16 protein-coding genes are annotated in these 26947 nt (G+C 53.8%); 5 read left to right on the top strand and 11 right to left on the bottom strand.

Annotated elements, in window-relative coordinates; all coding sequences use genetic code 11:
- Positions 1 to 11: 11 nt before the first annotated feature.
- Positions 12 to 2279, top strand: a complete 2268-nt coding sequence (locus tag N512_RS0120850; RefSeq protein ID WP_028781565.1) for an OmcA/MtrC family decaheme c-type cytochrome — start codon at positions 12 to 14, stop codon at positions 2277 to 2279.
- Positions 2280 to 2445: 166 nt separating this feature from the next.
- Here the strand turns inward: N512_RS0120850 and N512_RS0120845 are convergent, their stop codons facing one another.
- The 9 genes from N512_RS0120845 to N512_RS0120805 all read right to left on the bottom strand — a co-directional run bounded on the left by N512_RS0120845 (position 2446) and on the right by N512_RS0120805 (position 12489).
- Complete coding sequence (locus N512_RS0120845; RefSeq protein WP_028781564.1) at positions 2446 to 4110, bottom strand: toxin-antitoxin system YwqK family antitoxin; 1665 nt, start codon at positions 4108 to 4110, stop codon at positions 2446 to 2448.
- A 182-nt stretch (positions 4111 to 4292) separates the two neighbouring features.
- Positions 4293 to 4964 carry a DUF2982 domain-containing protein gene (locus N512_RS0120840; protein ID WP_028781563.1) on the bottom strand — a complete coding sequence of 224 codons (672 nt, stop codon included), beginning with the start codon at positions 4962 to 4964 and terminating at the stop codon, positions 4293 to 4295.
- 68 nt (positions 4965 to 5032) lie between these two features.
- Positions 5033 to 5812 (bottom strand): YdcF family protein, encoded by a 780-nt coding sequence (locus tag N512_RS0120835; RefSeq protein ID WP_028781562.1) that lies wholly within the window; start codon positions 5810 to 5812, stop codon positions 5033 to 5035.
- Positions 5813 to 5999: 187 nt separating this feature from the next.
- On the bottom strand, positions 6000 to 6902 hold the full coding sequence (mak, locus tag N512_RS0120830; RefSeq protein WP_028781561.1) for a fructokinase: 903 nt from the start codon (positions 6900 to 6902) through the stop codon (positions 6000 to 6002).
- 28 nt (positions 6903 to 6930) lie between these two features.
- Entirely contained in the window at positions 6931 to 7692 is a 762-nt protein-coding gene (gene cysQ / locus N512_RS0120825) for a 3'(2'),5'-bisphosphate nucleotidase CysQ (RefSeq protein ID WP_081737229.1), read from the bottom strand.
- A 188-nt stretch (positions 7693 to 7880) separates the two neighbouring features.
- The gene (locus tag N512_RS23885) at positions 7881 to 9104 is read right to left on the bottom strand and encodes an SDR family oxidoreductase (protein WP_197021480.1); all 1224 of its coding nucleotides are present in this window, start codon (positions 9102 to 9104) and stop codon (positions 7881 to 7883) included.
- 68 nt (positions 9105 to 9172) lie between these two features.
- Positions 9173 to 9934 (bottom strand): phosphatase, encoded by a 762-nt coding sequence (locus tag N512_RS0120815; RefSeq protein ID WP_025010914.1) that lies wholly within the window; start codon positions 9932 to 9934, stop codon positions 9173 to 9175.
- A 103-nt stretch (positions 9935 to 10037) separates the two neighbouring features.
- On the bottom strand, positions 10038 to 11150 hold the full coding sequence (locus tag N512_RS23880) for a nuclease-related domain-containing protein (protein WP_051472905.1): 1113 nt from the start codon (positions 11148 to 11150) through the stop codon (positions 10038 to 10040).
- Between the two features lie 115 nt (positions 11151 to 11265).
- Positions 11266 to 12489: a DEAD/DEAH box helicase gene (locus N512_RS0120805; RefSeq protein WP_028781559.1), complete on the bottom strand. Its 1224-nt coding sequence runs from the start codon at positions 12487 to 12489 to the stop codon at positions 11266 to 11268.
- Positions 12490 to 12716: 227 nt separating this feature from the next.
- Here N512_RS0120805 and N512_RS0120800 point away from each other — a divergent pair, with 227 nt between their 5' ends.
- Positions 12717 to 15095 (top strand): Lon protease family protein, encoded by a 2379-nt coding sequence (locus N512_RS0120800; protein ID WP_028781558.1) that lies wholly within the window; start codon positions 12717 to 12719, stop codon positions 15093 to 15095.
- 43 nt (positions 15096 to 15138) lie between these two features.
- Here N512_RS0120800 and N512_RS0120795 read toward each other — a convergent pair whose 3' ends face one another.
- Positions 15139 to 16092, bottom strand: a complete 954-nt coding sequence (locus N512_RS0120795) for a LysR substrate-binding domain-containing protein (protein WP_028781557.1) — start codon at positions 16090 to 16092, stop codon at positions 15139 to 15141.
- Positions 16093 to 16209: 117 nt separating this feature from the next.
- Between N512_RS0120795 and N512_RS0120790 the strand changes: the two genes are divergently transcribed.
- From N512_RS0120790 to N512_RS0120780, 3 genes are all read left to right on the top strand, one after another.
- Positions 16210 to 17997, top strand: coding sequence for a flavocytochrome c (locus N512_RS0120790; RefSeq protein WP_081737226.1), 1788 nt, complete (start codon positions 16210 to 16212; stop codon positions 17995 to 17997).
- A 524-nt stretch (positions 17998 to 18521) separates the two neighbouring features.
- Positions 18522 to 20390, top strand: a complete 1869-nt coding sequence (locus N512_RS0120785; RefSeq protein ID WP_028781555.1) for a methyl-accepting chemotaxis protein — start codon at positions 18522 to 18524, stop codon at positions 20388 to 20390.
- 64 nt (positions 20391 to 20454) lie between these two features.
- Complete coding sequence (locus N512_RS0120780; RefSeq protein WP_037475809.1) at positions 20455 to 21648, top strand: porin; 1194 nt, start codon at positions 20455 to 20457, stop codon at positions 21646 to 21648.
- Between the two features lie 302 nt (positions 21649 to 21950).
- Here N512_RS0120780 and N512_RS0120775 read toward each other — a convergent pair whose 3' ends face one another.
- Entirely contained in the window at positions 21951 to 26900 is a 4950-nt protein-coding gene (locus N512_RS0120775; protein WP_028781553.1) for a S8 family serine peptidase, read from the bottom strand.
- Between the last annotated feature and the right edge of the window lie 47 nt (positions 26901 to 26947).

Genomic DNA, 26947 nt, shown 5'->3' with positions numbered 1-26947 from the left:
AAAGGGACGCTATGATGAAAAACCATAATAAGTCATTACTGGCGCTGGCTCTGACCAGTCTATTGTGCCTTACCGCATGCGGGGACGGTGAGGACGGAAAAGACGGAGCCCCCGGTGAACCTGGCATACCAGGCGAACCCGGACAGCCAGGAGCCCCCGCAGGTTCAGGTACTTCCACCATTATCAGTGCCGGCGATGTCAGTTTCGAGATAGTGCCGGCCGACAACACACTGGCAGGCGGCGAAGCCTTCGCCCTCAAGTTCAAGGCCTCGGCCACCAACAGCTCAGGGGAGCGAGTCCCTCTGACTGGCCTGGATCAGGTCGCCCTCTACTCCATTACCGCCATGAGCAATGACTCGGGCAGCGGTGCGCCGCTGCAATGGGTCAATAATGCCACGGCTCAGGAACTGGGCAGCTCCATGTATTGCACCCTGGATGGCACCTATAGCTCCAGAGGTCAGACTGGCGATGCCTGTCTCCTGGTTGAAGATCCGGCCGAGCCAGGTACCTATACCGGCACTTGGGAACATGACGGGGTCGCCCCCATTATGAATGCCAACGACAACCTCAGCGCACCTCATCGCTTGTTCCTGCGCGCCTATAACCTCAAGGATGCCAGCGGCACAGCGGTTGCAGACAAGGTGCTCTCTACGCCGCTGGATTATATTCCGGCATCCGGCGAGCTGGTTGAAGCCACAGGTAAAGACACGGTAACAGATGCCGCCTGTATCGCCTGCCACGGCGAAGTCGAAGGCCGCATCGCCAAGATAAACGCACACCACAACTACCAAAGCACTGAGAAGTGCGTTGCCTGCCACAACCCGGCTCTGGTACCGGACGAAGCCCAAAAAGCCGAAGGTTGGGTATTTGATTTCGGCCCCATGGTTCACAGGCTGCATGCCGGCCATCACATCGCGGGTTTCCTCTCCGGTGAAGCCAAAGAGTACTTCGGTGAAATCGGCTTCCCGGCGGAACTCAACAACTGCGCCAGTTGCCACAACAACGGTGACTCCTGGAACGCCAATATCTACCGCGAAGCCTGTGTCGGCTGCCATATCAATGTCAACTTTGAAACCGGCGTAGGCCACTCAGACTTCAATCTGGCCCAGACCGACGACAGTCAATGTCAGTCCTGTCATGGCAGCGGAGCACTCAGTCCAACCCAGGCTCACAAGGTGGGTAAACGGGCTGAATATGCCGAGCTGTTGACTGTTGAGTTCACCTCGGCCACAGCTGCCGCTTCTACCACGGCGGGCAATAAACTGGTTACCATCACAGCCAATGTCAGCTTCAATGGTCAACCACTGACTGACGCAGCTCAACTGGCGGTGCTCAACAAAGACGCCACTCTGATGGGCAATGTGGATACCAAGGGTGAAGTCACCCGCTGGGGCAGCAGGCCCGGTCTTGCCAGCGGCAGCGCCGCCAATGGCGTGCTGACCCTGACTGCTGATGTACCGGAAACTCAGGCGATGGGCACCATTTACGTCGGTACCGAGGCCAACTTCTGTGTCGATAACTCAGGTAAAATAGCCGCCTGTGCCGAAGGCATGCCCTTCGATGCCGGTAATCCGATTGGCGCCACTTCAAGCGTTAAGTTCTATAACCTTGACGGTGGTGATGCAGTAACAGCCCGCTTTGCCATTGCTGAGCGGATGAGCGCCAGTGAAGCCAAGTGTAATGCCTGTCACGGCACCCTGGACTATATCAAGGGCAACCGTCACGGCACCTACACCTTCGATCAGTGTATGGACTGCCATAACAACAGCTATTACGGCTCCTATCACGGCACCTCCGAGTACAACACAGGTAATCTGGATGCCGATGGTAATCCTATATTTGCTGAAGTACCCGAGCTCTTGTATGCCAACCGGGATCTGATGACAGTTGCCCACCGCTTCCACAGTGGTAACTGGGGTGAAGCTGCCATCTTCCGTGACGCCTCAGGCGAGCTGCACGGCTACCCAGGTGTGGAAACCGAATGTTCCGCCTGCCACAAAGACGAGACACCGCTGTTCGCCGCCGATGGTGGCCTGACATCCGCCAAGCGTGCAATCAAGATTTCGGCTACCGAGTATATCTCTCCGGTTGCGGAATCCTGCCGTACCTGTCACGCTCACTCTGACGCGGCCGCTCTGGCCCACTTCAAGAGCAATGGTGCCTTCGTTGCCGGTGATGCTGCCACAGACGCCAACCTGCCGGTTGAGTCCTGTGCCACCTGTCACGCCGAAGGCAAGACCTATGGCGTAGATAAGGTACACGCAGGGGGTGCTCACTAGTACCGTACCTTGAGGGCTGTCCCTGCAAGGCCCTCCCTCAACTCTGCAACAACAAGGGGACCCAACCGGGTCCCCTTGCCTTTTCTCAACTTACTCAAGCCAGAAATTACAACTCAGTATCCGATAACCTCTGCTGCCACAACACTTAATTTTCGGAGTGACCACCTCAGTACCTTATACCATAATCATGAACATCTATAATATTCCCTTTAAAATCATAGGTTGTCCACTTCTCAACCTGATAACCATCATCAAATTTTCCAACTTGATAGGGTTTACCATTATTATAATAAAAGTACCATTCTCCTTGTTTCGATGTGTTTATAGGTGTCATAAAGTATACATCCTCCACATTACGCTCAACGAACTTTTCATCCCTATCACCGTAATACACCCCTTTCTTAGCAAGATTACCATTTAAATAGTATTCAACATACTCACCCCAGTAATTTTCACGAAGGAACCGCCCTCTAGATTTCAAAGTTCCGTTTTCATGAAAGTATTTAAAATCACCACTAACAATACCATCTACATAATTAATGATAGAAACCAAACGTTCATTTTCAATAAAATATATCTTACCATCGAAAAAACTTCTATCATTCTTGACAAGTGATTTTTTATACTTACCCAAAATCGACTTGTTATTATTAGGGTCAAAAAATTGAAAACCACCTTCCCTAAACCCTTTTTTATAATTTACAAATTGAAAGCTATTATCTTTTTCAAAAGTTTCTTTCCACTCACCAACCTTGTATCCATTCTCATAGCTCCCTTCAGCCAAAATATAAGACTCAAATGCCTCATCATAAAAGTAGTCAACCCAATCACCATGCCTTCTATTGGAAATAAAATTACCTTTTTCTATTGGCTCACCATCCTTAGAATATTTCTCCAGCCATTCAATTTTTAGATCAACATAAATTTCATGGCTATATAACTTACCACTTTCATAATAACTAAAGATTTCTTTCTTTGACAAGGTACTGCCTGGTTTATCCTTGTTGGGTACCTGACTCCACTTAACAAGGCGATCTAGGTCTCCTTTATGATTATAGTAAAGTGCATCACCAACAACAGAGCCATTAATAGTTTTATAGTCTCCTTTCAAAATACCGGATGGATAATACTCCTTTACAGTTTCCTTCTTTATAAGTGAATCACTTTTTTTACCATCTTCAAAAAAATCAATAAATCTAATTTCTCTGAGCGCCCCATTCTCTTTATGATAAGAACGATATTCGCCAGTAATAACATCATCCACTCGGTTGTACTCTGCAGTTAACTTGAAATCATAATAACTAAACTCACGATTTTCACCATTCCTCTGATATTCCAAAAAAAGCCTATCTGTATCATTCTGAGAAATAGAGAAACTTACATCATGATTCTCTTTATGCCCCCAACTAAAGCAGCGATAACTATACTTAGTAGCGACCTGTCCGATTTCATCATAAGTAATCAACTCACTAGTCGAATTATTACTACAAAAACTCTTTGATGCGATCATTTTCCCATGAAAATAAAGTTGAACCGCGATAACTATTGTTCCATTTCTTTCTTCCCAAACTCCATGTTCACGCCCATTCACATACCCGCCAAACTTTGTTAATTTCCCTGACTCATCAAACCATTGCCACAAACCTTCTTTCATTCCTGAACGATAATATCCACCATATTCCAAACCCAACATTCCCAAATAGCCGTTAGTTTTTCCATAAAACCCTGTCTCAGGAACGATCTCATTATAATAATTGTAAACTCTTCCTGCCAAAAACGCCAACCCAACAAAGACAAATACGAGTACCACCTTATTCAAAACCCGATCCATAAACACTCCATGTAATAAATTTATTTAACCAAATAATATAAAACCAAAAACACCTTCACCTAAAGATTTAAAAGAATCTCATAATCAAAAGTACATTTTCTTCGATTCAAAATGGTCTAGACTTTTGAACAGGTTGTTATACAAAGACTGCGTTACCCACAAGACCAATGCAACAAATCTCTTTACTTTTGACAGGATAACCTCTGCTGCCACAGTTGCCGCAGTTTACGGACAAAGCTTTCCGTCGGTTGATCCAAAGCATCCACTGGAATATAGAGGTGATAACCCAAGTACTTGTCCAGCGTCAGGCAGCGGCGACCAAACATGGCCAAAACGCCTCTGTAACGCTCATCATTGACCGTCAGGGGTTCAAACTCGGCGCTGAGTGCCGCTTCCAGTGTTTGCAGCTCTTCATCCTGGGCGGCAGCTGTCATCAACAAGGGCCGCTGCTCCGACAAGAGCCCGGTCGCCAACCTGGGTGAAATGGCATCCAGCAGCGGATTGATACGTTTGAGCTTGAGCCCGACATAGGGCAGCGTCAGTTGCTCCATACCTTGGGTGACTCTGGGCTGATCCAGCCGCTGAATATTATCCCAGGCCACAAACAAGCTGCCGCGGCGATGAAAGAATCTCAGCCCTTCTGCGCTGAATTCAAGACTGACATGGGGCTCGAGCTGCTTGGCAATTCCCAGCACCAATGACACGGCCCCGAGGGCGAAACAAACCAGTCCGGGCGCAAACATCCAGGGCCAACCGATAAACAGCACCAAACCCAGGACAACGCCCAGCCCTCCGGCCAGGGTCAGTGTAATGCCATTGCGCTTGCTGCCCGGCCTTATTGTGATAGTTTCCATAACGCTTTCGCTCTATTGTCAGCGGCTTGTCAGCCGTTTATTCATTTCATGACCAGGGTTCAGGACCATTAGCGGCCGCTGACAGTCAACCAGGCCAATCCCAGATATTCGTGCAGCGCCTTTTGTGAATCATCCAGATTGGATGTAGTCAGGCGCCACCAGTGATCGCGCCTAAGCAGAAAGTCGGTCGGTGCCGCCTGAGGTTCAAGCCCGGTCGAGCGGAATATTCGCATCGCCCTTGGCATATGGCTGGCGGAAGTGACCAGGATCAGTTGTCTGCCACCCAAGGCATCTATTCCTTTATCGTCTGTGTCGGCACCGAAGGCCTGCCGCAACGCCAGGGCTTCCTCTATGGTATCGCGGGCCGACTCCAGCATTAGAATTCGCGATGGCTCGGCCCCCAACTCGATGGCGGCCTCGGCCATGCGCCGGGCATGACTCTGCTGCTCAAGGCCGCCGCTCCAACCACTGACCGCCAGCAGGCAATCTTTGCTATTGGCCGCCTTGAGTTGCGCCACCCCCTCACTGAGGCGCTCAAGCGCCGTTGCCGACAACATATGTCGCGCGAGTCCGCCAACCTGATCATCATGGCCAGAACCCAGTACCATCACCACACAGGAGCGCGCCGGTGCAGCGGTATAAAGTGGATACTGACGCTCAAGCCCCGCAAGCAGCGTGTTGCTGCCGATAGAGCTGGAAAGCAGCAGCACCCAAGTGATGGCAAAAACCCCCAGGGCGCGCGCTACTCCCGGCCTGCGACGGATATAAAAGCAAGCCAGCAGCAGAGTGACCAAGGTTAGAGGAATGGGCATAAAGAATTGAGAGAGGATTTTTTTCAGCCAGAACACGCTTGATATCCGAAGGTTGGCAAAAGTAGCCATAGCTTACAGAAGCGTTACTCGGCTGACCAGTGATTGGCGAAGGGCTATAGGCTCACTCGCCCCAATACATGTTCGAGTGCTTTTCCCTTTTGTCTAAAGTGCCTAGAGTGCCTAAGTCGAATATCAGTAATACGGCCAGAGCGCCTTGCCAAACTCAGTCCCGGCCCCACAGCCAAGCGGCGCCGCGTACCCCGGAGGAGCAGCCGTAGTGATTGGCCAACACTGGGGTTCGGCACTCGCCGCCGACCACATAGTGCTTGAGCCTGTCCGGCAATGCCGGATAGATAGCCTGCACATTGGACATGCCGCCGCCAAGTACTATGGCGTCAGGATCCAGCAGATTGATCACATGGGCCAGAGAACGGGCCAGACGGTCAAGATAGCGCTCAAAGGCCGCGCTAGCCTCGGCATCCCCCTGCTCCAGCAATGCCATCACCTCGGCGCCCGAGCTGAGCTGCGCCCCAGCGGCCTGGTTATAGTCGCGGACAAACCCTGTTCCCGAAATAAAGGTTTCGATGCAGTCATGCTTGCCGCAAAAACACTCAGTGCTGTTGAACTCCTCGGCGCGTATCCAGGGCAAGGGATTATGGCCCCACTCACCACCTATGCCATTGCCCCCCTGATGCACCCTGCCATTGATGGCAATGCCGGCACCGCAGCCTGTGCCTATGATCACCCCGAACACCACCTCTTTGCCTGCGGCGGCGCCATCCAGCGCCTCGGAGACCGCAAAACAGTTGGCGTCATTGGCAACCCGCACTTTGCGCCCCAGGTGCTGCTCGAGCTCTCTATCGAGCGGATGACCATTTAACCAAGTGGAGTTGGCGTTTTTCACCAAACCGGAAAAGGGCGAGATCACCCCGGGAATACCAATGCCGATGGTTCCTGTCATTTCCAGCTGCGTTTCGGCTTCATCGACCAAGGCACAGATGGCCTCAATGGTCGCCTGATAGTTTCTGGGGGTGGCAATTCGCTTGCGAAACAACTCACTCCCTTCGCCACTCAGAGCCACCAATTCAATCTTTGTGCCGCCCAAATCAACGCCGATACGCATCATGCTTTCAACTCCGGTGTTTATATCTGCTTCAATCGCAAGGCCAATCGGCACTATATGCGATAAACCAAGGATTGAGGATAGTTTCTTTTTGGTTATATTTTAAGTTGTTGCCGGCTGGATATTCCAAAACTCGGCCACCGGCACTCTCAAGCACGGCCTGAGCCGCCGCCGTGTCCCATTCACTGGTAGGGCCCAATCTGGGGTAGATATCCGCCTTGCCCTCAGCAAGCAGGCAGAATTTGAGTGATGAGCCGACGCTCTTCATTTCGTGCTCGCCAAGCTGCTGCAGATACTCGCCAAGCCCCGGGCTCGAGTGCGAGCGACTGCCGACAATCACTGGAACCTGGCGCTTAACTCCGGCCCTGGCATTCAATTCCACACGCTGGTATCCAGCCGCATTTGGGGTCTCACGCCAGGCACCGAGTCCCAGCGCGCCCAAATAGCACACGGCTGTAGCGGGCACATAGACAACACCTGCGACCGCCTGGCCTCGGTGAATAAGCGCAATGTTGACGGTAAATTCGCCGTTGCCCTTGATAAACTCCTTGGTGCCATCGAGAGGGTCGATAAGCCAATAGGTTTCCCAGCCCCGCCGCTGTGCCCAGGGGATATCCGCCGCTTCTTCCGACATCTGTGGCCAGGTTGGAAACTCACGCGCCAGCGCCTGTTGCAACACGGCGTGACTGGCAAGATCGGCAGCCGTGACCGGACTGTCATCGGCCTTGCGCTCAATCGCCAGTTCGCCGCCCTGATAATAGTGCATTATCGCCTCACCGGCGGCGCGGGCCATCTCGGCCAAGAGTGTCAGCTGCTTGGCATCAAGCAAGGTCTTGGGGGGATTATTCGACAAGGTTTCATCCTTTGGATCAACAAGATAGTTTATTATGCCAGCCACCCGGCTTTGGCGGGTATAACCTTTAGCTACTGGTTATAATCTACAGCCGGTTTTGCCTTACTTTTCATTCTGTTTAAGCCGATTCAATCCAAGGAAGATGCACCAAGCCCCGAAAGCATCTGCGTCAACTGCGCCTGCCAGGAAAGCCAGATGGGTGACGGATAATCTTTTGGCAAATAGCAGCGAAATGCCGAAGGCATGGCCGCCATGGCATCTTTGAGAGCGCTTGAGTCGAGCGCCGAATACGCCGGGCGCGGCGCCTGTGCTCGATTCAATAAGGCGCCGTATTCTACTGTGCTGACAGGCGTTATCCGGCACCCTGGCGTGATTGGCGCCGGGTTTGGTTGAGCATGTAATGCAGCTTGAGAATGCAAGGCGGCTTGAGATGGCAAGGCGGTTTGCAATGGCGGCGCCGCCTGAGAGCTTGGCGCAGAATTACACTGCTGCTTGGCAATTTGCTCGGCTATCTCTTGGGTGAAAAGATACCAGCTGCACTGCCCCGTTGCCGCGTAATGAAAGCAGCCGCTCAGCACCGCGGACTTCTCTGGCTTAAGATGAAACCAGATGAGCAACTGCCAGATAAGCCGCGCCAACGCCTCGGCCCAGGTTGGCGTGCCGACCTGATCCGCCACCACCTTGAGTTCCGGGCGCTCGGTCAGCAATCGCCGCATGGTCAACACAAAGTTGCTGCCAAAACGGCTGTAAAGCCAAGAGGTTCTCAGCACCAGGGCGCCGGGATTGGCCGTAAGCAAGCGCTGCTCGCCGGCGAGCTTGCTCTGACCGTACAGGCTCAAAGGCTCGCAAACATCGCTCTCGGTCAAGGCTCTGGGCGCATTCCCGAGCATATTGGCCGCTGCATTTCCAGAAACGTTTCCCAAATCATTCCCGAAGACATTCCCGAAGACATAGTCACTCGAAATATGGATAAGCCAAGCACCCTGTTGCCGGCACCTGATGGCCAAACGCTCCGGCGCCTCGGCATTGAGCGCCATGGCGGCAGCCATATCCTGCTCGGCCGCATCCACGGCGTTGTAGGCGGCGCAGTTGATTATCACATCGGCATTGATTTCGCTGAGCCGCTCGGGCAAATCTGCTGAGGTTAAATCCAGCTGCTGATGCCCGAGCGCCACTATTTCAATTGCGCTGCCAGGTGCTATAGCACTGCCAGGCACCAGGCTTACCCCAGGTATCTTCATTCGCAGCCTGGAAGGCGAAAACTCGGGTAACCAAGGTAAGTTCGCCAGCAGCGCCTGTCCGAGCTGGCCATGAGCGCCGGTGATCAATATTCGGGTAGTCTTGGCTGTCACGATTCGGGATTCATGGCTCATCAGTTGATGGATTTTGTGGCTCGTATCCTTAAGGCAGGCGAACCAGGTTAGCCCGCGGCCGCCTCACTCTTAAAGTAGTCGATTAACTCACCAAGCGTCTTGTGGCCTCGCTGCTGCAGGAAATTCAGCAGCGCCAATGGTTCGCGATTGAGCAGCCTGTCTCTTGGATAACCGGCGGCATCCACTATCTCAAGCGCCAGCGGGAACTCCCCCAGACTGAAGGCAACATGGGAATCTGATCCCATCACCAACTGGGCATCGAATCGTTTCGCCAGTTTGGCAATATTGAGGCAGCTGTCTTCACTGCCCTTGCGGGAGCAGGCAAAAGAGGAGTTATTGATCTCCAGCGCCACATTATGCTCGGCGGCGGTGCGGACAATCAGCTCCTGATCCAATGGATACTTGGGGTTACCTGGGTGGGTAATGATATCGACCTTGCCGCTGCGAATGCAGTTCAGCAGCGCCTGAGTATGGCTGTCACTGTCGGCGGGAGGGAATACCGGCTCGTGAAACCCGGCCTGCACCAAGTCCAGCTCTTCCAGGAACTCACCAAAGAAGTCAATTTCCCCCTCCAGATTGGTAATATTGGCTTCAATCCCGCGCAATATCCCTACGCCGTCGACTATCCGCGGCAATACCCTGAGATTCACGAAATGCCAGAAATGCGGCGCATCGGCCATCGCCGGCCCATGATCTGTGGTGGCAAACAAACGGATCCCTTTCTGCTTGGCGACTGCCAGGTAATCATGGATCGTGCTGTAGGCGTGAGTAGAGGCAACTGTGTGGGTATGGGTATCGACTGCGAACATGGCTCCCCCAGGAGACTGTTTCTTGAAAACCGGGCCACTAGCTTAGCGCAACTGACCCACTTTGGCGAATGAACCCAATAGCGAGCCGCATCTCAGTAATGATTTACAAACTGGGTTCAATACGGCGACTCTTGAGCCTGGCGATATGCCTTTCCCTTGCCTCTACTGTGGATGCCTCACTGGCTTGCTGCAAGCAGAGTTCGAATTGCATCAACTCATCTTGGGTAAACAGTGTTTGCCGAAATCCCTGCAGATAATCATCCAATTGCGCCAACTGGATAACATTTTGCGGAACGGCGGTCTTGAAACTGGCTCTGGGGCCGAAAACAACCAAAGACCTTATTCCCCGGTTCGTCCCCAGAATATGGGCAACGGCCAGGCAGTGTTTGTAGTTTTGATGCAGCGGATTCTGGAACCGGCACTTGCTGCGATAAAGATGTTGCACCCAGTGCTTTGAATAGGGGTCGGCAAAAATCCAGCCGCTGTAATCCTTACTCTCGATAACCAAGATCCCGTTGACAGTTAGCAGCAACAGATCTATTTCTGTCTCATCCCCGTCGGCGGTCTGCAATAGTATATTTCGATATAACTTGAAATAACCGCCAACCAAGGTTTCCCGAATACACTGCGCTATCGCCTCTTCCCCGTTTTCACCCAGAGAATTTTCCCGCTTTCGCCGCCAAAAGGGAAATCCCAATATCCCAGCGGCCAGCAACAAGGCTACCAAAAACCACTTGAGTTCCAAGCTGAGTAATATCTGAGGCTTTCCCGCAACAGGCACTACAACCCGCTGGGGATGAGCGCTGGAATAATTAACCCTAGGCTCGGCATAGGATGCCGTTTTCCGCTCGGGAGGCGCGGCATTGGTTATCGAACCACTGATATTAAGCGGAGCCTTATCCGAAATGATGGGTGATTGACAATGACGTTGCAGGTTACGGGACAATTCAAGGTATCTGGCCGAGTCAGGGTTTCGCTCCCCCATCTCGTGGCGAATAAGCAGGCAGGTTGCCTGGGTGTATTGCTCATAAGCTTCAGCAGATCCAGAAAGCACACCGGCTGGAGAACTGCTCTCTGTTATTAACAGACTGCCACTGCCGCCATCTTGGGCCTCGATGGTAGAGGCTGCAGCTTCCTGTGCAATAGCCACTTTCGGTGCAATAGTGGCAAAGCTCAGACAGATCCCGAGTACGACTGTTATCCAATACGCTTTCACCCATAAATCCTTTTCATGGCCAATGCCGACTCAGGCAACGCTGTTGATGTTCTACCGATTCAGAGTTTGCCAGAAAGGCGCAGTGATACAAGCAATCCCTGTTATTTATCGCTTGTTATCTTTTACCAAGCGCTCTCTTGCGGGCACGTTGCTTTTTGGCGGCTTTACTCTGGTTTCTCGGTGCGTCAAAACTGCGGTTGAGATCCGGCTCAAACCCGGGCAGCCATTCTCTGGGGAGGCGTCTGTCGAGCATGGCTTCCAGCTCTTCGAGGAGGCGCTCGTCGTCACGACTGAATAGGGTGATGGCGAGCCCTTCCATGCCGGCGCGGCCGGTGCGGCCAATGCGGTGCACATAATCTTCGCGCTTGAACGGCAGCTCCAGATTGATAACACAAGGCAAAGCAGCTACATCCAGGCCTCTGGCGGCAACATCTGTGGCCACCAGCAAACGGCATTCACCCGCCTTGAACGCCTGATAGGTCTGTTCGCGCTGAGCCTGACTCAGATCTGAGTGCAGCGCACTGGCGGCCAAGCCCTCGGCACTGAGCTCACAGACCAGTTTGTCGGCCCCCTCCTTGGTGCGACTAAACAGCAACACCTGACGCCAGTCGTGCCGGCGACAAAGGGCGGCAACGGCGGTGGCCTTACGTTCGCTATCGAGCTCAATCAATCGCTCCTTGATACTGCCACCCTGCTCCGATGCTTGCAGCTCCAGCACTTTGGGAGACTGCAGCAAAGTCTTGGCCAGACGCCAGATGTTGTCGTTGAAGGTGGCGGAAAACAGCAGAGTCTGACGCTGTTTGGCCATCTTTTTCATCAGCGCCGAGATCTCATCTTCAAACCCCATATCCAACATACGGTCGGCCTCATCAAACACCAGGGTCTCAACCTTATCCAGCCTGAGACTGCGCTTTTTAAGGTGATCCAGCAGGCGCCCGGGCGTGGCGACCAAGAGATCGACGCCATCCTTGAAGTTCTTTAGCTGCCCATCGAGTGGCACACCGCCATAGGCAATGGCAATCTTCAGCTCGCAGCCCTTGGCATAGCTTTTAATGTTATCGAAAACCTGCTGCGCCAACTCCCGGGTAGGCACCAGCACCAGAGCCTTGGGCGCTGCGGGTTTTACTGCCCTCTCAGTCGTGGCGGGCAGTAAACGCGCCAGCAACGGCAAGGCAAAGGCGGCGGTTTTCCCTGTCCCCGTCTGTGCCTTCACCAGGAGATCGCTGCCGGCGAGCACCAAAGGAATGGCCTCTGCCTGCACTTGGGTTGCCTTGCTAAAACCCAGTCCGGCCAGATTGGTCAGTAGCGGTTCGGGCAGAGAAAAAGCGGCAAATTCCATGGAGAGTCCTTCAAAGATAAAGCTTAGGGTAAACCGCTATTATACTCTGCTACCCGGTGACGAATAGGCGTTATCCCTGGGTTCCAGCTGCAAAAGTGGCTTACGGGTGAAAAATTAACCGCCCGAGAGACTTATTCGGTTTGACGTTTGCTTTAGGTTGCAGCGCATCTTATTGTCATAAAAAGCAGTTTTACTTTTCTCTGCCCTATTTGAACAAGGAAGCGCCCATGGCCGTCACCAGCTTAGATGCCAGTCAGGTATATCGTCCCGCCAATCTCGACAATCTGGGAGATGAGGTCAAGTCTACCCGCGAACTGGAGCCGCTGGATGACATCATAGGTCAGGAGCGGGCCCAGAGTGCGGTGGAATTTGCCATGTCCATCAAGGAGAAGGGCTACAACATCTATGCCATAGGCCAAAATGGTCTGGGCAAACGCACTATGATGCTGCGTTATCTCAAGCGCCATGAATTTACCGACAAGACACTTAACGACTGGTGTTATGTGGCCAACTTCGACCAGACCCGTACCCCCAAGGTGCTCAAACTGCCAGCCGGCAAGGGCGTCACTTTCAAGAAAGAGATGGAAAAACTGGTTCTCCGGCTGGTCAAGGCGCTGCCGTTGGCGTTTGACAACGAGATGTATTACCGCCGCGCCGACAAGCTCAAGAGTCAGTTGGCGCAAAAACAGGAAGCGGCGCTGTTGGCTCTGAGCGAAGAAGCCAAGGGGATGAAAATAAACCTCTCCATCAACACTCAGGGCGAGTATCAGTTGATGGCGCTGAACGGCGAAGAGCCGCATACCGAGGAAACCTATCACGCCCTGCCAGAAGCCGAGCAGCAGGCGTTTGAACAGAATATCAAACACTTGGAATCGCGCCTGCGGGGCATTATCCGCCAATTGACCGAATGGGAAGAGGAGTTCAGCACCAAGCAGCAGGAGCACGATGAACAGGTGGCCCGCGAAGTACTGAGCCATTTCTTCAAGCCGCTCAAGGATGAATACCGCAGCCTGCCGGAGATCCGCTCTTTTCTGACGGCGATGCAGAAAGATATGCTCGGTAACCTGGATATCTTCCTCGAGGAGAGTGAAGACCAACTGGCGCTGGCCTATGCCTCGCTGGAAAAGAAAATGCCCAGGCGTTATCAGGTCAACCTGCTGGTGGGTCAAGAGGAGCAGAAATTCCCTGTGGTGGTAGAGGAAAACCCCACCTATCACGGCCTATTCGGTTATGTGGAAAACGCCACTTACCGCGGCACCGTCTTTACTGACTTTTCGCTGATCCGCCCCGGCAGCCTGCACAAGGCCAATGGCGGGGTGCTGCTGATGGATGCGGTCAAGGTGCTGGAGCGGCCCTACGTTTGGGACGGGCTCAAACGGGCACTGCGTTCCCGCAGTCTGGATCTCAGCTCGCTGGAGCGTGAAGTCTCCCTGTCCGGCACAGTTTCACTGGCGCCGGAGCCTATCCCTCTGGATGTCAAAATTGTGCTCTTCGGTGACAACCAGACCTACCAGTTACTGCAGCATTATGATCCCGACTTCAGCGAGCTGTTTCGGGTAACCGCCGACTTTGAAGATGTGATGCCAAGAAGTCCGAAGGCCGAATGTTTCTATGCCAGATTTATCTCCTCGATAGTGCACGACAACCAGATGTTGCACTGCGATCGCAGCGCCATTGCGCGGATAATCGAATTCAGCTCGCGCCAGGCCGATGACCAAACCCAGCTGTCACTGCACTCGGCCAATATCGCCAATCTGCTGCGGGAGACCCACTACTGCGCCAAGGCGGCCAACGCCCGCAGTATTCGCCTCACCCATGTGGAGCAGGCACTGGCGCAGCAGGAGCAAAGGGTATCGCGTCTCAGGGACCAACTGATGCAGAGCTTTCACAAGGGCACCACCCTGATTGATGTGCACGGCAAAGCCTGCGGCCAGGTCAACGCACTGTCGGTTATCGCCACCACAGATCATCAGTTTGGCCTGCCCAACCGTATCAGCGCGACCACAGCCTTTGGCAAGGGCGAAGTGTTGGACATTGAACACAAGGTGCGCCTCGGCGGCCGTATTCACTCCAAGGGGGTATGGATCCTCTCGGCCTATATCAAAACCCTGTTGGGACGCGAGGCCGATATTCCGCTAACCACCTCCCTGACCTTCGAGCAATCTTATTCCGGGGTCGATGGCGACAGTGCCTCCATGGCCGAATGCTGCGCCATTATCTCTGCAATCGCCCAGGTTCCCCTGCGCCAGGATGTCGCCATCACAGGCTCAATGAACCAGTTCGGTGAAGCCCAGCCCATAGGCGGGGTCAATGAAAAGATTGAAGGCTTTTTCGATGTCTGTGCCATCAAGGGGCGCAGACATACCCAAGGGGTGATCATTCCCGCGGGCAACGCCCACAACCTGATGCTGAAAAAGCCTGTGGTGGACGCCATCAGCAAGGGCAAGTTCCATATCTGGACGGTCGAGCATGTGACCGAGGCGATGGCATTGCTGTGCGATATGGAAACCGGCAAGGCCGACAAGCGCGGTCATTACCCGAATGGCAGTTTACTGGGACTGGCCTCGGCCAGGCTGTCAGCTTTAAAAGCCAAAGATAAAGCGTAATCCAACGCTAAAGTAAGCAGCGCCGCTCAAGGGCGGCGTTTGATTATCCCAAAGGGGTTGAACACCCCAACCGCTGCCGACCTGTGCTGACAGAAGAACGCTCCGGGATACGTTTCACCTCTTCCAGAATAGACTGATAGATCAGCGCAGTAGATTCATGTTGCATCCGCTCGAAGGTGCTGACCAGATGATATGAAGGCGATTTGTGCTCAGGCATGCGGATCTCAAACGGGATCACCAAACGCTGTTTCTCCAGCTCCTTTTCCACCAGCAAGCGGTTGACATAGGCAATTCCCGCGCCCAAGACCGCGGCTTCTATGGCCTGAACTGAATTTTGAAATACCAGCCTCGACTGTTGTGCTCGCCGTTCAATGCCAAAGTACTGTAATACTATATCCCACTGTACCAATCTATTATTGGTATATATCAAGGTCATATTATCGACGGCATTTTGTGTTAAAGAATCATAATTAACCGCACAGTATTCAGGGTGACAAACGGCCACCATTTCCTCATCAAAGAGATGAACGGAATAATAATTATCCCAGGAGTCATAACCGTATCTAATAGCCAGATCCAGACCAGTACCTCCAAAATCAAGATATTCCAGGGTATCGATAAACTCGATACTGATCCCCTTATGATAAATATGACTCTGGCTCATTCTTGGCAATAGCCAGTTTTTCAGCAGTGACGGCGGCACAGCCACTTTCAATGAGGGGCTATGTCCCTGCACCCCAAGGTCTATGGTGGCTTCTTCCATATTTTGTAGAATAATCGCGACTCTGGCGAAATATTTTCGGCCGCTGTGAGTGAGCTCCAATTGCCTGTGACTACGGTCAAACAATTCTTTACCGACAAAGTTTTCCAATGCGGCGATTTGGTGACTGATTGCGCCCGGCGTCACATTCAGTTCAACCGCTGCCAATTTAAAACTCTTGAGTCTTGCGGCCGCTTCAAAACAAATCACCGCCTTCATTGGTGGAATTATTCTCATATTTTCTCTTAACACTTTAGTTTTTTTAACGTCACAGACGAAAACGATTGGTTTGATAACTCACCCATGCATTAACAATATTATCAAGGCATAACAAAACCATGTGTGAGGATATTCATGAAAAGAATAATGTTATTGGCCGGTACTGCATTTCTGTATACCGGCATGGTATCTGCTGCGGGTCTGGCCGAGCACCATATCAAACAGGCAGGCGCCGATTGTCAGTCCTGCCATAGTCGGCCCATAGAGGTAAAAGACAACGAGGCTCGGGAAAACCAGGCTTGTATCAGTTGCCACGGCTCGCTGCAGGAGTTGGCTCAGCAGGCAAAGCAACCGCTTTCGCCCCACCACAGTCATCTTATTGACCTGTCCTGCACCAGTTGCCACTCGGGCCACAAGGAGCCTGTGATGGTGTGTCAGACCTGCCATGACAGTTTCAAGAGCAGTTTTCATATCCCCTTCTCCGCGAGCGATAAGGTAGCGGATACCTATGTCTTCCCCGAAGTATCTCAGCAAGCCATAGACAAGGCGCTGGCCGCAGGTCCGGTGGAACGGCATGAGCTTCTGGTCATTGGCGCCGGCGCCGCCGGACACGCCGCCGCCGTATCAGCCCGCCAGCACGGTATCAAGGATGTGGTATTACTTGAGAAACAACCTTACATAGGTGGCAATGGCATGCTGGCCGCCGGTGGCATGGCTTCGGCAGAGACTCTGACCCAGGCGTTTCGTGGTTATCAGGACAGCAAGGCGCTCTGGTATCAGGACACAATGAAGGGTGGCCACCAGCTCAATAATCCGGATCTGGTACATACCCTGGTCAACAACGGCAGTGCCGGTATCGACTGGTTGATGGCCTTGGGCGCAGATATGACTTCCGCGGCCAGTGCCGGTGGCCACAGTGCCGAACGTCTGCATCGGCCCAGCGGCGGTGCCAAGTCCGGCCCGGAAATCATCAATACCCTGAAAAGGGCGGCCGAAAAACTCGAGGTTGAAACCCGCACCAACAGCAAGGTGATACGCTTGGTTGAAGACAAGCAAGGCAGAGTCACCGGAGTATTGGTGCAAGGCAAGCACACTGGAGTGCATCTATTGGCGGCCAAGGCCGTGGTGATTGCCTCCGGCGGCTTTGCCCGCAACAATGCCTTGGTCGCCAAATACAGACCGGATCTCAAGGGCGTAGACTCTACCAATAACCCGGGCAATGTCGGCGATGCACTCACCTTTGCCACCGCCATTGGCGTGGATACTGTGGATGTCGACCAAATCCAGGCCTTCCCCACAGCAGCGGCCGGTAAAATGGTTATTTCAGGCACAGCACGCGGCGCCGGTGCCATATTGCTGAACCGCGATGGTGCCAGATTCTGTGACGAGATGGGCCCCAGGGACAAAGTCTCCGAGTGCATCTGGGCTCAACCCGGAAAAGACGCCTGGCTGGTATTTGATGAAACCGTGTTTGAACGTCTGGGGCAACTGCGGGGCATGCTGGAGCTGGGTATCATCTACAAAGCCGCCGACGCCAAAGAGCTGGCAGCCAAAACCCAAATGAATGCCGAAACGGCGGCAGCCGCCGTCAAACGCTATAACGGTTTTCAGGCCAGTGGCAAGGACAGCGATTTTGGCCGCAAGAATATGGCCGACGATCTGCATTTCCCGCTCTATGCAGTGCAGGTTAAGCCTGCGGTTCACCACACTATGGGTGGCCTTAAAATCGCCACTGACACCCGGGCATTGAATAAAGACGGCAAGCCTATTGCCGGCCTTTATGCCGCCGGTGAAGTAACAGGTGGCGTCCACGGTGCCAATCGGCTGGCAGGTAATGCGATAGCCGATACCATAGTATTTGGTCGCATAGCCGGTGAAAATGTCGCCGAATTTATCAAACAAACAGCAACCGATAACCAGTAATCTGTATCGCCCCTTGGGAAGATGGGAATAAGTCCTCGTGGCCTTCTCTTTTGTAGAGAGTGGCTTGCACAGCAGTTGGCGTTCAAGGCATCTGACTGAAGACATGCCGGGGCCTGTCGAAGTCGGATAACGCAGAGAGCCTGTTGCTGTTAAAGCCCCGAAGGGCGTGGCTTACAGACCCGTCTGCTGTGTTGTGCTTCTTGCAAAGGACTAAGGCCATTTGCTGCGAACCACGCCTTGCATCCAGGCCTGTAAGTCGACGCAGAGCACACATGGGACTTGTTCTCACCTTCCCTTATATGCGCAAGGGGCGTTGTTTAAGCCATATTTCCAGCATCCCCAGTTAGAATATGGCGTAGGAAAGCCTTATTGGTTCACATTTATTAAACATCCTCAGTTAAAACTCCTCGGCTTGCACTATTCTTGTTAAACAAATGTACTAGATTGTCCCGGTCGCAATGGCCGCTGGGTAGATTTATGTCTATATATTTATGGGATACGTCAACATTATCAGAGGATAAACAATGAAGTTCAGCCATAAGATTGTCGCCGCCTCCTCTGCATTGCTTTTGGTAACAGTTGCACTGCTTTCCACCAAGCAATACTTTGCGGTACAGGAACAGATGCAGGCTCAGGTAGGAGCCAGCGTGACCGAAATCATGGATGGACTCAAAAACACGGTTTCTTCTGAGCTGGACTCGCGCAAGAAACTGGCCGCTTATTCAACCAGTATGTTGGAAACCGATCTTTCGCCCGCACACATCCGCGATGTGATCACCCGTCCAGTAATAAAAAACAGCTTCCTTCTGGTCGGCTTCGGTTATGAAAGCGATGGCTCGAATATCAACAACAATCCCGCCTGGGATCCCGGAGCCGGTTGGGACCCCAGGGTGCGCCCCTGGTACAAGGACGCCAAACAAGCCGACGCTTTGATTATCACAGCGCCCTATGCCGACTCGGCGTCAGGGGAAATTCTGGTTTCCATCGCCACTCCGGTCAAAGACAGCGGCCGTTTTATCGGCGCCATTTTTTATGATGTCAGCCTGGTCGGCTTGGCCGAGTTGGTCAATCAAGTCAAACTCTTCAATGCCGGCTATGTGTTTATCGTCTCGGGCGATGGCACCACCATAGCCCACCCCAAGTCAGAGCTGAACGGCAAACCCATGAGCAACTTCCTGCCCAAGGTGTCGTTAAGTGAAGATCCGCAGCAGGTAATACTGGACGGTAAACCTTATACCCTGGATTTTGCCAAGGTCAGTGGTGAGAACTGGTACGTCGGTGCCCTGCTGGATGAAGATATCGCCTATGCCGCCGTCAGCGAACTGCGCAACAGCTCCGTCCTGTACGCCATTATCGCCGTCATATTCAGCATCACACTGCTGCTGATGCTGATCAAAACACTGATGCGGCCTCTGGAAACCCTTAACAAGGCGATTCAAGATGTCGCTTCGGGCGAAGGGGATCTGACCCAGAGACTGGATACGGACACTGACGCCGAATTCTCGGCTCTGGCATCAGGCTTCAACAGCTTTACCGCCAGTCTGCAACAGCTCATCACCCAGTCAAAGGCCATAGGGCAGCAGATATTGCAGAGTTCTGAAATGACCTCGGCCGAGCTGCAGCAATCCACAGACGCCATGAAATCCCAGTTGCATGAGCTGGAACAGTTGGCCACCGCCATGCACGAAATGGCCACCACCTCGTCGGATGTTGCCCGTAATGCTCAGGGCGCCGCCACCGCAGCCAAAGACGCCGATAGCGCCACCAGTGTCGGCACTCAGGTGGTCAGCGCCACCACAGATGCAATCAATGCCCTGTCAGAGCGGATTGATATGGCAGTGCAAGAGGTGAAAGAGCTGGAAACCGCCACCAGCAATATCGCAACGATTCTGAGTGTTATCAATGATATTGCCGATCAAACCAATCTGCTTGCGCTCAACGCCGCCATTGAGGCCGCCAGAGCCGGTGATTCAGGCCGAGGTTTTGCCGTGGTGGCTGATGAAGTGCGCACTCTGGCACAGCGCACCCAGGAATCCACCACAGAAATTCGCGCCATGATAGAACAGTTGCAGGCCGGATCCCGCGCCGTGGCCGACGTGATGAATCAGAGTAAGGACACCACCCAGGAAGCCGTTACCAAGGCAGAAGGTGCCAATGAGGCGCTGAACCGTATCCGCGATGCCATTCAGCAGATCACCGATATGAATCTGCAAATCGCCTCAGCCGCCGAAGAGCAGAGCCTGGTGGCCGAAGAGATCAATAACAACACGGTCAGGATCAAGGATCTGTCGGTGCAGGTATCGGATTCGGCGACACAGGCCAACTCAGCCATGCATACCCAAACCGAACAGGTACGGCAGCAGGACGCCATACTCAACAAGTTTATTGTCTGAAACCGCCAGTGCGCCCAGGTACCAAGCCCAGGCGCACCGTATCCACAGCTACCGGAGAGTCGATATGAAAGGCAAACTCCTGATATTGAGCGCCTGTCTGCTGCCGCTGCTGGCGAATGCCGAAGACAGCAGCCAAGAGCAACGCATCAAGGCATTGGAACAAAGAGTCATGGAACTGGAGCAGCTACTGCAAGCCCAGCTGCAACAATCCGGCACTCACTCGCCAATGATGGCCCATGACACAAGCCAAACCTCAGCATCGTCGCAACAAGCCAGCAAGCCTGAGCCTGCCGCCAGTCAAACGATGCAGGATAAGCCTCCTTCTATGACCTCCTCCCTTGGCGCCAGCCAATTCACTCTGTACGGCTCGCTGCGCCCAACACTGGAATACAGGGATCGCGGCAAAGATCAGTGGGACATAGGCGATGCACTGTCGCGAATTGGAGTCAAGGCAGAAACCGAGTTTCTTCCCGGCTGGCGCGCTCTGGCGCAAGGGGAATGGAAAATCCGTATCGATGATAATGGCCGCTTCGGTGAGGCGCGACTGGCGTTTGCCGGAGTCGACTCGCCATACGGCAAGCTGACTCTGGGGCGGCAACGCCCGGTGCAATATACCCTGGTGGCGGAATACACTGACATTTTCAACAATGCCAACAGCCCCTTTGGCTACAATCAGGAAAGCCCCTTCTTTGTCGACAACGCTTTAATTTATCAAGTTAACATTGAGCTTTTCACCCTGATGGCTTCGGCAGTATTTGATGACAGTGAATACAATAGCGGCGCCGATATCATCAACCTGGGGGCGGGATTCGATTGGCAGCAGTTGCATCTGGGGCTGACCTGGCTGGCCCAGGATAAATATGCCGGCGATATCAAGCAGGGTGACGAGCAGGTGTGGGGCGCGGTAGCAGCCTATACCTGGCACAACGGCATCTATGCCGCCGCCAGTTACCAACGCAAGGAGTATGACTTTGTCAGTGCTAACAATCGAGATGGCGATACCTTTGATGGCGCGCTGGCACTGCCGCTTGGCAAGGACTACAAACTCAAGCTGGGTTACTTCTGGTTCAAAGATGGCATAGAAGATTTCAGCAGCCTGGACTATGACGGTTACAACCTGACACTGGAATGGCAGCCGCTGAATAATGTACGTTTGCACCTTGAATATCTGGCGCAAAACTATGACAACCGAGAGGATGAGTCGATAGTGGCTGCCGGTATCCGCTACGACTTCGATCTCAATTGGCGTCTTCCTTAGGGAAAGTGCCAATAAGTCCTCGTGGCCTTCTCTTTTGTAGAGAGTGGCTTGCACAACAATTGGTGTTCAAGGCTTCTGACTGAAGGCATTCCGGGGCCTGTCGAAGTCAATCTGTATCAATCGTGATGATTAGCCCTGTAAGTAACCGCTTTGAATGAGCCCTGGCAATAAAAATCCCCGCTGATGCAACCTGCGGGGATTTTTTTATCTGCCTTGTCAGCAGTTTTTGGCACCTGGCCCAAGTGAGAACCCGGACTCAGGTTTGGCTTTGGATCTAGCTTTGGCTTTTGTTTAGCTCAGCCTCAGCGCTTGCGCCGTAACAAGCCAAGAGACAAGAGCGCCAGCAGACTCCAGCCGAGCGAACCACCCGAGTCTGACTCCTCCAGCGGCGGCTCTGGAGGGCTCACAGGGTCAACCCCGTCGGACTCCACCTTCAGCATAAAGCTGGTGCTGGCGGCATCGCCACTGTTGAGGCTATCACGCACAGTTACCGTGACCAGAGTTTCACCGTGAAAATCTGCCTCGGGGATCAAGTTGAAGCTGTCACCATCAATCTCGGCGCTGATGTGTTCACCACTGATCTCCAACAGATTCGGCACCTTATCGGCATCGACATAGGTCACGGCAATACCGTCTATACGGCCATTTTCGGCAACACTCATGTCACTGAGTGGCGCCAGCTGGATATTGCCTTTAACCGCAATCTGATGGCTCAAAGTGCCCGGCTCGCCGCCTTCGAGATCGTAATCCAGCGTCATGGCAAGCGCCTTCCCGGTAGCCCCGGGTTGAATCGCCGCCTTGAAGCTCAGCTCGACCCGGCTCTGCTCAGGCCCGGTGTAATCAAAGCAGATCACCAGATCATCCTTAAGCAAGGTATCCAGGTTATCGAAGCCCAGCATCTCATAAAGATAGCCATTCTTCGGTCCCGCGCCGCTGGACCAGGTACTGTCAAAGCCTTCGACAAACACAGCCCCGTCGGTCACATCGGCCCCCAGGTTCTGGTAGGCATAGATGATCTCGTACATGCCGGGATGATCGTCGATACCGCTGCGCAGTATGGTCTGGAAGTCAAACTCCTGGCCTGTCTGGCGGTCGGTAACATTATCAAACTCGAGGAACAACAAGTCCCCCAGATCCGGACGCTCTTCCTTATACTGAGTGGCTATGGTCAAGCCCCAAGGCTCTTCCCAGTGGCGGCGGTACTTCATCTCAAAACTGCCACGCCAGAAGGGGGCCAGCGCCTCGTAGAGGAAACCAGGGCCGCGGTGCGCGCCCATATACCAGTAGGCAGTGTTAAACTGCAGTGCGCCCACAGTATGCATCCGCATATAACCGGCATTGGCCTGGTTGTACACCTTGAACTCGGCGCCCTCTTTATAGAACAGCCAATCGATAGGCACATCGACACTGGCTTGAGAGTCGCCGGCCAACCAGTCGGCGTTGGGCTGCATACCAAACTCGCCGAAGAGATCTATGTAGCCACCTGTGGAATACTCATCAATCATAGGCGTGCGACACATGGCATCGTTGAGGTTGGTACTGACCTTATATTGCCGCTCCACCAGGCGGGTGCTGGGCTGCAAGCCTGTCAGCGTCAGGCCGCTTTCATCGGCAACAATCGCTTCGGCAACCGCAGGATTATTGCTCTTGATGGTCGCCGGTGCCAAACGCATGCCTTCGGGTAACTTGAGCTGCAACTCATAGTTACGATCGCCGGATTCCAGGTTGGCCGCCAGTTTAACGGTAACATCCACCACATCTTCGCTCAGCGCCTTGTCCTGACTGACTGACCAGCTGACGGCATCCTCGCCGCGGCGGATATTGAGGGCACTGAAACCGAAAGAACCTTCAGCGCCGGGGCCGGTACCGAGATCCATACCGCCATAGAAGACATCCCCTTGCTTGGCATCGGGAATATTCCAGTTGAGGGTCAACTGATAGTCACCATTGCCATCATGCGACGCCGGACCATCCAGGCTCAACATACCGAAATCGTCATCGGCCATGATCACCGCATGGCCGGTCACAGCTTCCACTTCCCCCTTGCCATAGGCCATGGCAGTGGCAAACCAATAGGTACCGGGGGCCGGGTTTTCCAGACTACAGAGGTTGTGCTCGGCTTGGCTGGAAGAGAAACACACCAGCTCGGCATCGTATTCTGCCTTGAGCGCCCTGTCATCCTGCTCCATCTCCTCTTGCGAAGGGATAAAGCCGTTATTGCCGTTGGCATCCCGCCCCAGGATCACAAAGGGGAACACCCCTGAATAACGGGGGTTCATCTCCTCAAGCGTGCTGGTGCGCTTGGCGCTCTGCACTTCCACCACCAAACGCTTGGCGCCTTCGGGAACCGTGACGGTTTGAATATCCCAGCCCTTCTCTATGTATTCCAGATCAAGGAATGGCGCCACGGCTTCCAGAGTGGCAGTTTTTAGCTCAGGCTGCACCGGGCCGTAGAAACGAGGCGTCAGTTGAGCATAGGCCGAGGTATTCATCTTCAGGGTTTCACTGCCCTGAGCCCGGCTGATCTCCAGGTCCATGGATACCGGCATCTGATCAGCCTTACTGGCCACGACTACCGGCATATGCAACTCAGGGGAAGTGCTTGACGCTTCAGTGAGTCTGAGCTCACCGTTGAAGAAGGCGTCCTTGTTTTGTACCTGCTGCCAAGGCGCTCCCGGCTCACCCGGATTGACGTTGGACTCAATCAGCGGCGGCACTTTGGCCTTGATCACCAGGGTCTGACTCTCCCCCTTGGCCAGGGTAAAGTTCTCGGGAGAAACACTGAGCTCAAAGCCCTGCTCCTTACCCAAAGCCTCGGCACTCCAACTGCCGTCACGGGTGGCAGTAACTGTGCGCATCCAGCTGCAACTTTGCTCACAGGCCATCTCCACCATGGAAGGCAGGTTGAGCCAATTGACTATCCCGCCGTTCTCCGGATTGGCATTGCGGTAGTTTTCTATGGTCTCATCCATCACCAGGCCGGTATCAGCCGCACGGGCAACATTAATGGCACCGGCGCCGGCCATAAAGTGATAGAAAGGCTCCAGCAACTCATAACCTGTGTTGAGATACACAGGCCCGGCAGTCATCATCAGCGCCGACTGCACTTCGGCAGGGGTCCACTCGGGATGCAGCTGCATCAGCAGTGTCATGGCACCTGTCACATGAGGCGCCGCCATTGAGGTGCCGCTCATAAAGGTCCAGTCGGAGGCATCCGGCGCGCCGGTAAAGGGTTGATCATCGGCGTTGGCAGCGTAAATCTGTACCCCGGGAGCGCTGAGATCCGGCACCAAGGTGTTGTTGGTACGGCTCGGGCCCATTGAGCTGAAAGGCGCCAGATTATTGGCCAGGGCATCATCAAACAGATACTCGTTGCTGAAGTCCGAGATAGTCGCTATGGCCGTGCCGGGATCACTGTATCTGACCCAGTTTTTCAGCTTGTATCTGTCGCTCTGCTTGACCTGAATCCCAGGGATCACAAAGCTGTCGGCCACCAGATTGTCGACCTGATAGTCCACGTTTTGCAGAATAAAACCACCGGCGCCGCCGGCCGCCACATTCTTGGCCTTGTCCACTCTGGGAATATCACCGCGCTCACAGATGACTATCTGGTCATCGCGGAAAGTTCCGGCGGGGAAAGGTGCGTTACAGGAAGCGGCGTTGAAATCATCGCTGGGGTCAGGGTCGGCATAGTTTTCAGCCAGCACCACCTCACCGGTAATGCCGCCGGAGAAGCTCTTGCCCACAATAGGCTCGGACGGGCGATAGCGTTCGTTACCGCCGAAATTGTCGATATGCTTGTTACCGGCTTCCAGCACCCTGTCGTGGGTGGTGGCGCCAACTGTCGTCACCCAGGGAGAGCTGTGATCCGCACTCCAATAAGCACCGGCATTACCGGCGGCGACAGCCACAGAAATTCCCGCCTCACGGGCGGCCAGAAACGCCAGTTCCATAGGGTCGGCCCAGGGCAAAGATTCGGCGCCACCGATGGAGAAGTTTATCGCATCGACCCCGTCGGCAATGGCATCTTCAAAGGCCGCCAGAATCGCCGACTCGGGACAACCGGCATAGGGATCACCACCGTTGCCGGGCCAGCACACCTGGTAAGAGATGATATGCGCCCGCGGCGCTACACCGCTGGTAGCCGGGAAGTTAAAGGGCACATTGACCCCATCACTGGTGGCATCACCGGTTGCAGCCTGCAAAGGCGTATTGACCAGATGGTTACCTGCTACTGTGCTGGCAGTGTGGGAGCCATGGCCGTTATAGTCCTCACCATTGGCCGGGCGCAACATGACAGGTGTGCCCCAGGGGTTAGCCTGAAATTCCGGCGCCCCGTAAACATCTGTGATCTCGGGGTAAGAATGTACCCCCACCAGTTTGTTGTTACACAATTCAGGGCTGTCGATACAATCACCGGTAAACTTGTTGCTGCCGAGCGGGTTCAAACGCACATAGTCTTGATCCTCGGCAAAGGCCGGGTGATCTGTGTTAACCCCGGTATCTATGATCCCGACCAGCATACCTTCACCCTTGGCGGCCAGGCCTGTACTCGGGTCCTGGCCGAGCCAGATCCGATCGGCGCCGATAAACTCAGGCCCTCTGTCGGTACGCAGTTGGAAAATGCGGTTGGGGGTTATCCGCTTGACGCCGCTCTGGCGGGCAAGAATTTTGGCATCTTCCTGAGTCATCTCCACCACCATGGCATTGCTGGCAATGGTGAAGCGCTGTTTCAACTGCAGATTGGCACCGGCCTGACGGGCGCGATTTACGAAACTGTCCTGACGCTTTTCCAGGAAACGGCTGTAAGCCCTGGCATCAGTCGTATTGACACTGACCCGACCTTTGGCGATCAGCGAGCGATTTTTCGGTGCCTTGGTGGCCGCCAGCCCGGAAATACTGCCGTCGTAGGTTGCCAGAGGTTCTTCGTTAAGCTGCACTATATAGCTCTGAACGCCGCTGACAGATGGATCCGGCTGAAATATCTGTTCCGGCGTCCGCTGGCGCAATACTTGGTTGAGCACACCCGGCTGACCGGCATAGATGTCGCCTTCAAGGCTCGCCTTACGAGCCTTGTCTGCCGCCAACACCTGTTCTTTGGTAAAACTCGGCTGATAGAAATTGCCTTTGCCCACGGGTTGCATCTGAACCTGGGCGGTGGCGCTCATCATGCCCCCGAAATAGAGCGCGGTCAGACTGGCCAACGCCGTCTGCCGGAACCGCGTTCCAAGCTGATTATTTGTTATAGTCATAGGTCCTCTTTAAGACTCTTGCTTTCAGTTACGCAGAAAATCTGCCC

Source organism: Shewanella sp. 38A_GOM-205m (assembly GCF_000518445.1).
Classification (GTDB): Bacteria; Pseudomonadota; Gammaproteobacteria; order Enterobacterales; family Shewanellaceae; genus Shewanella; species Shewanella algae.
This window is presented reverse-complemented; position numbering and strand designations above follow the sequence as displayed.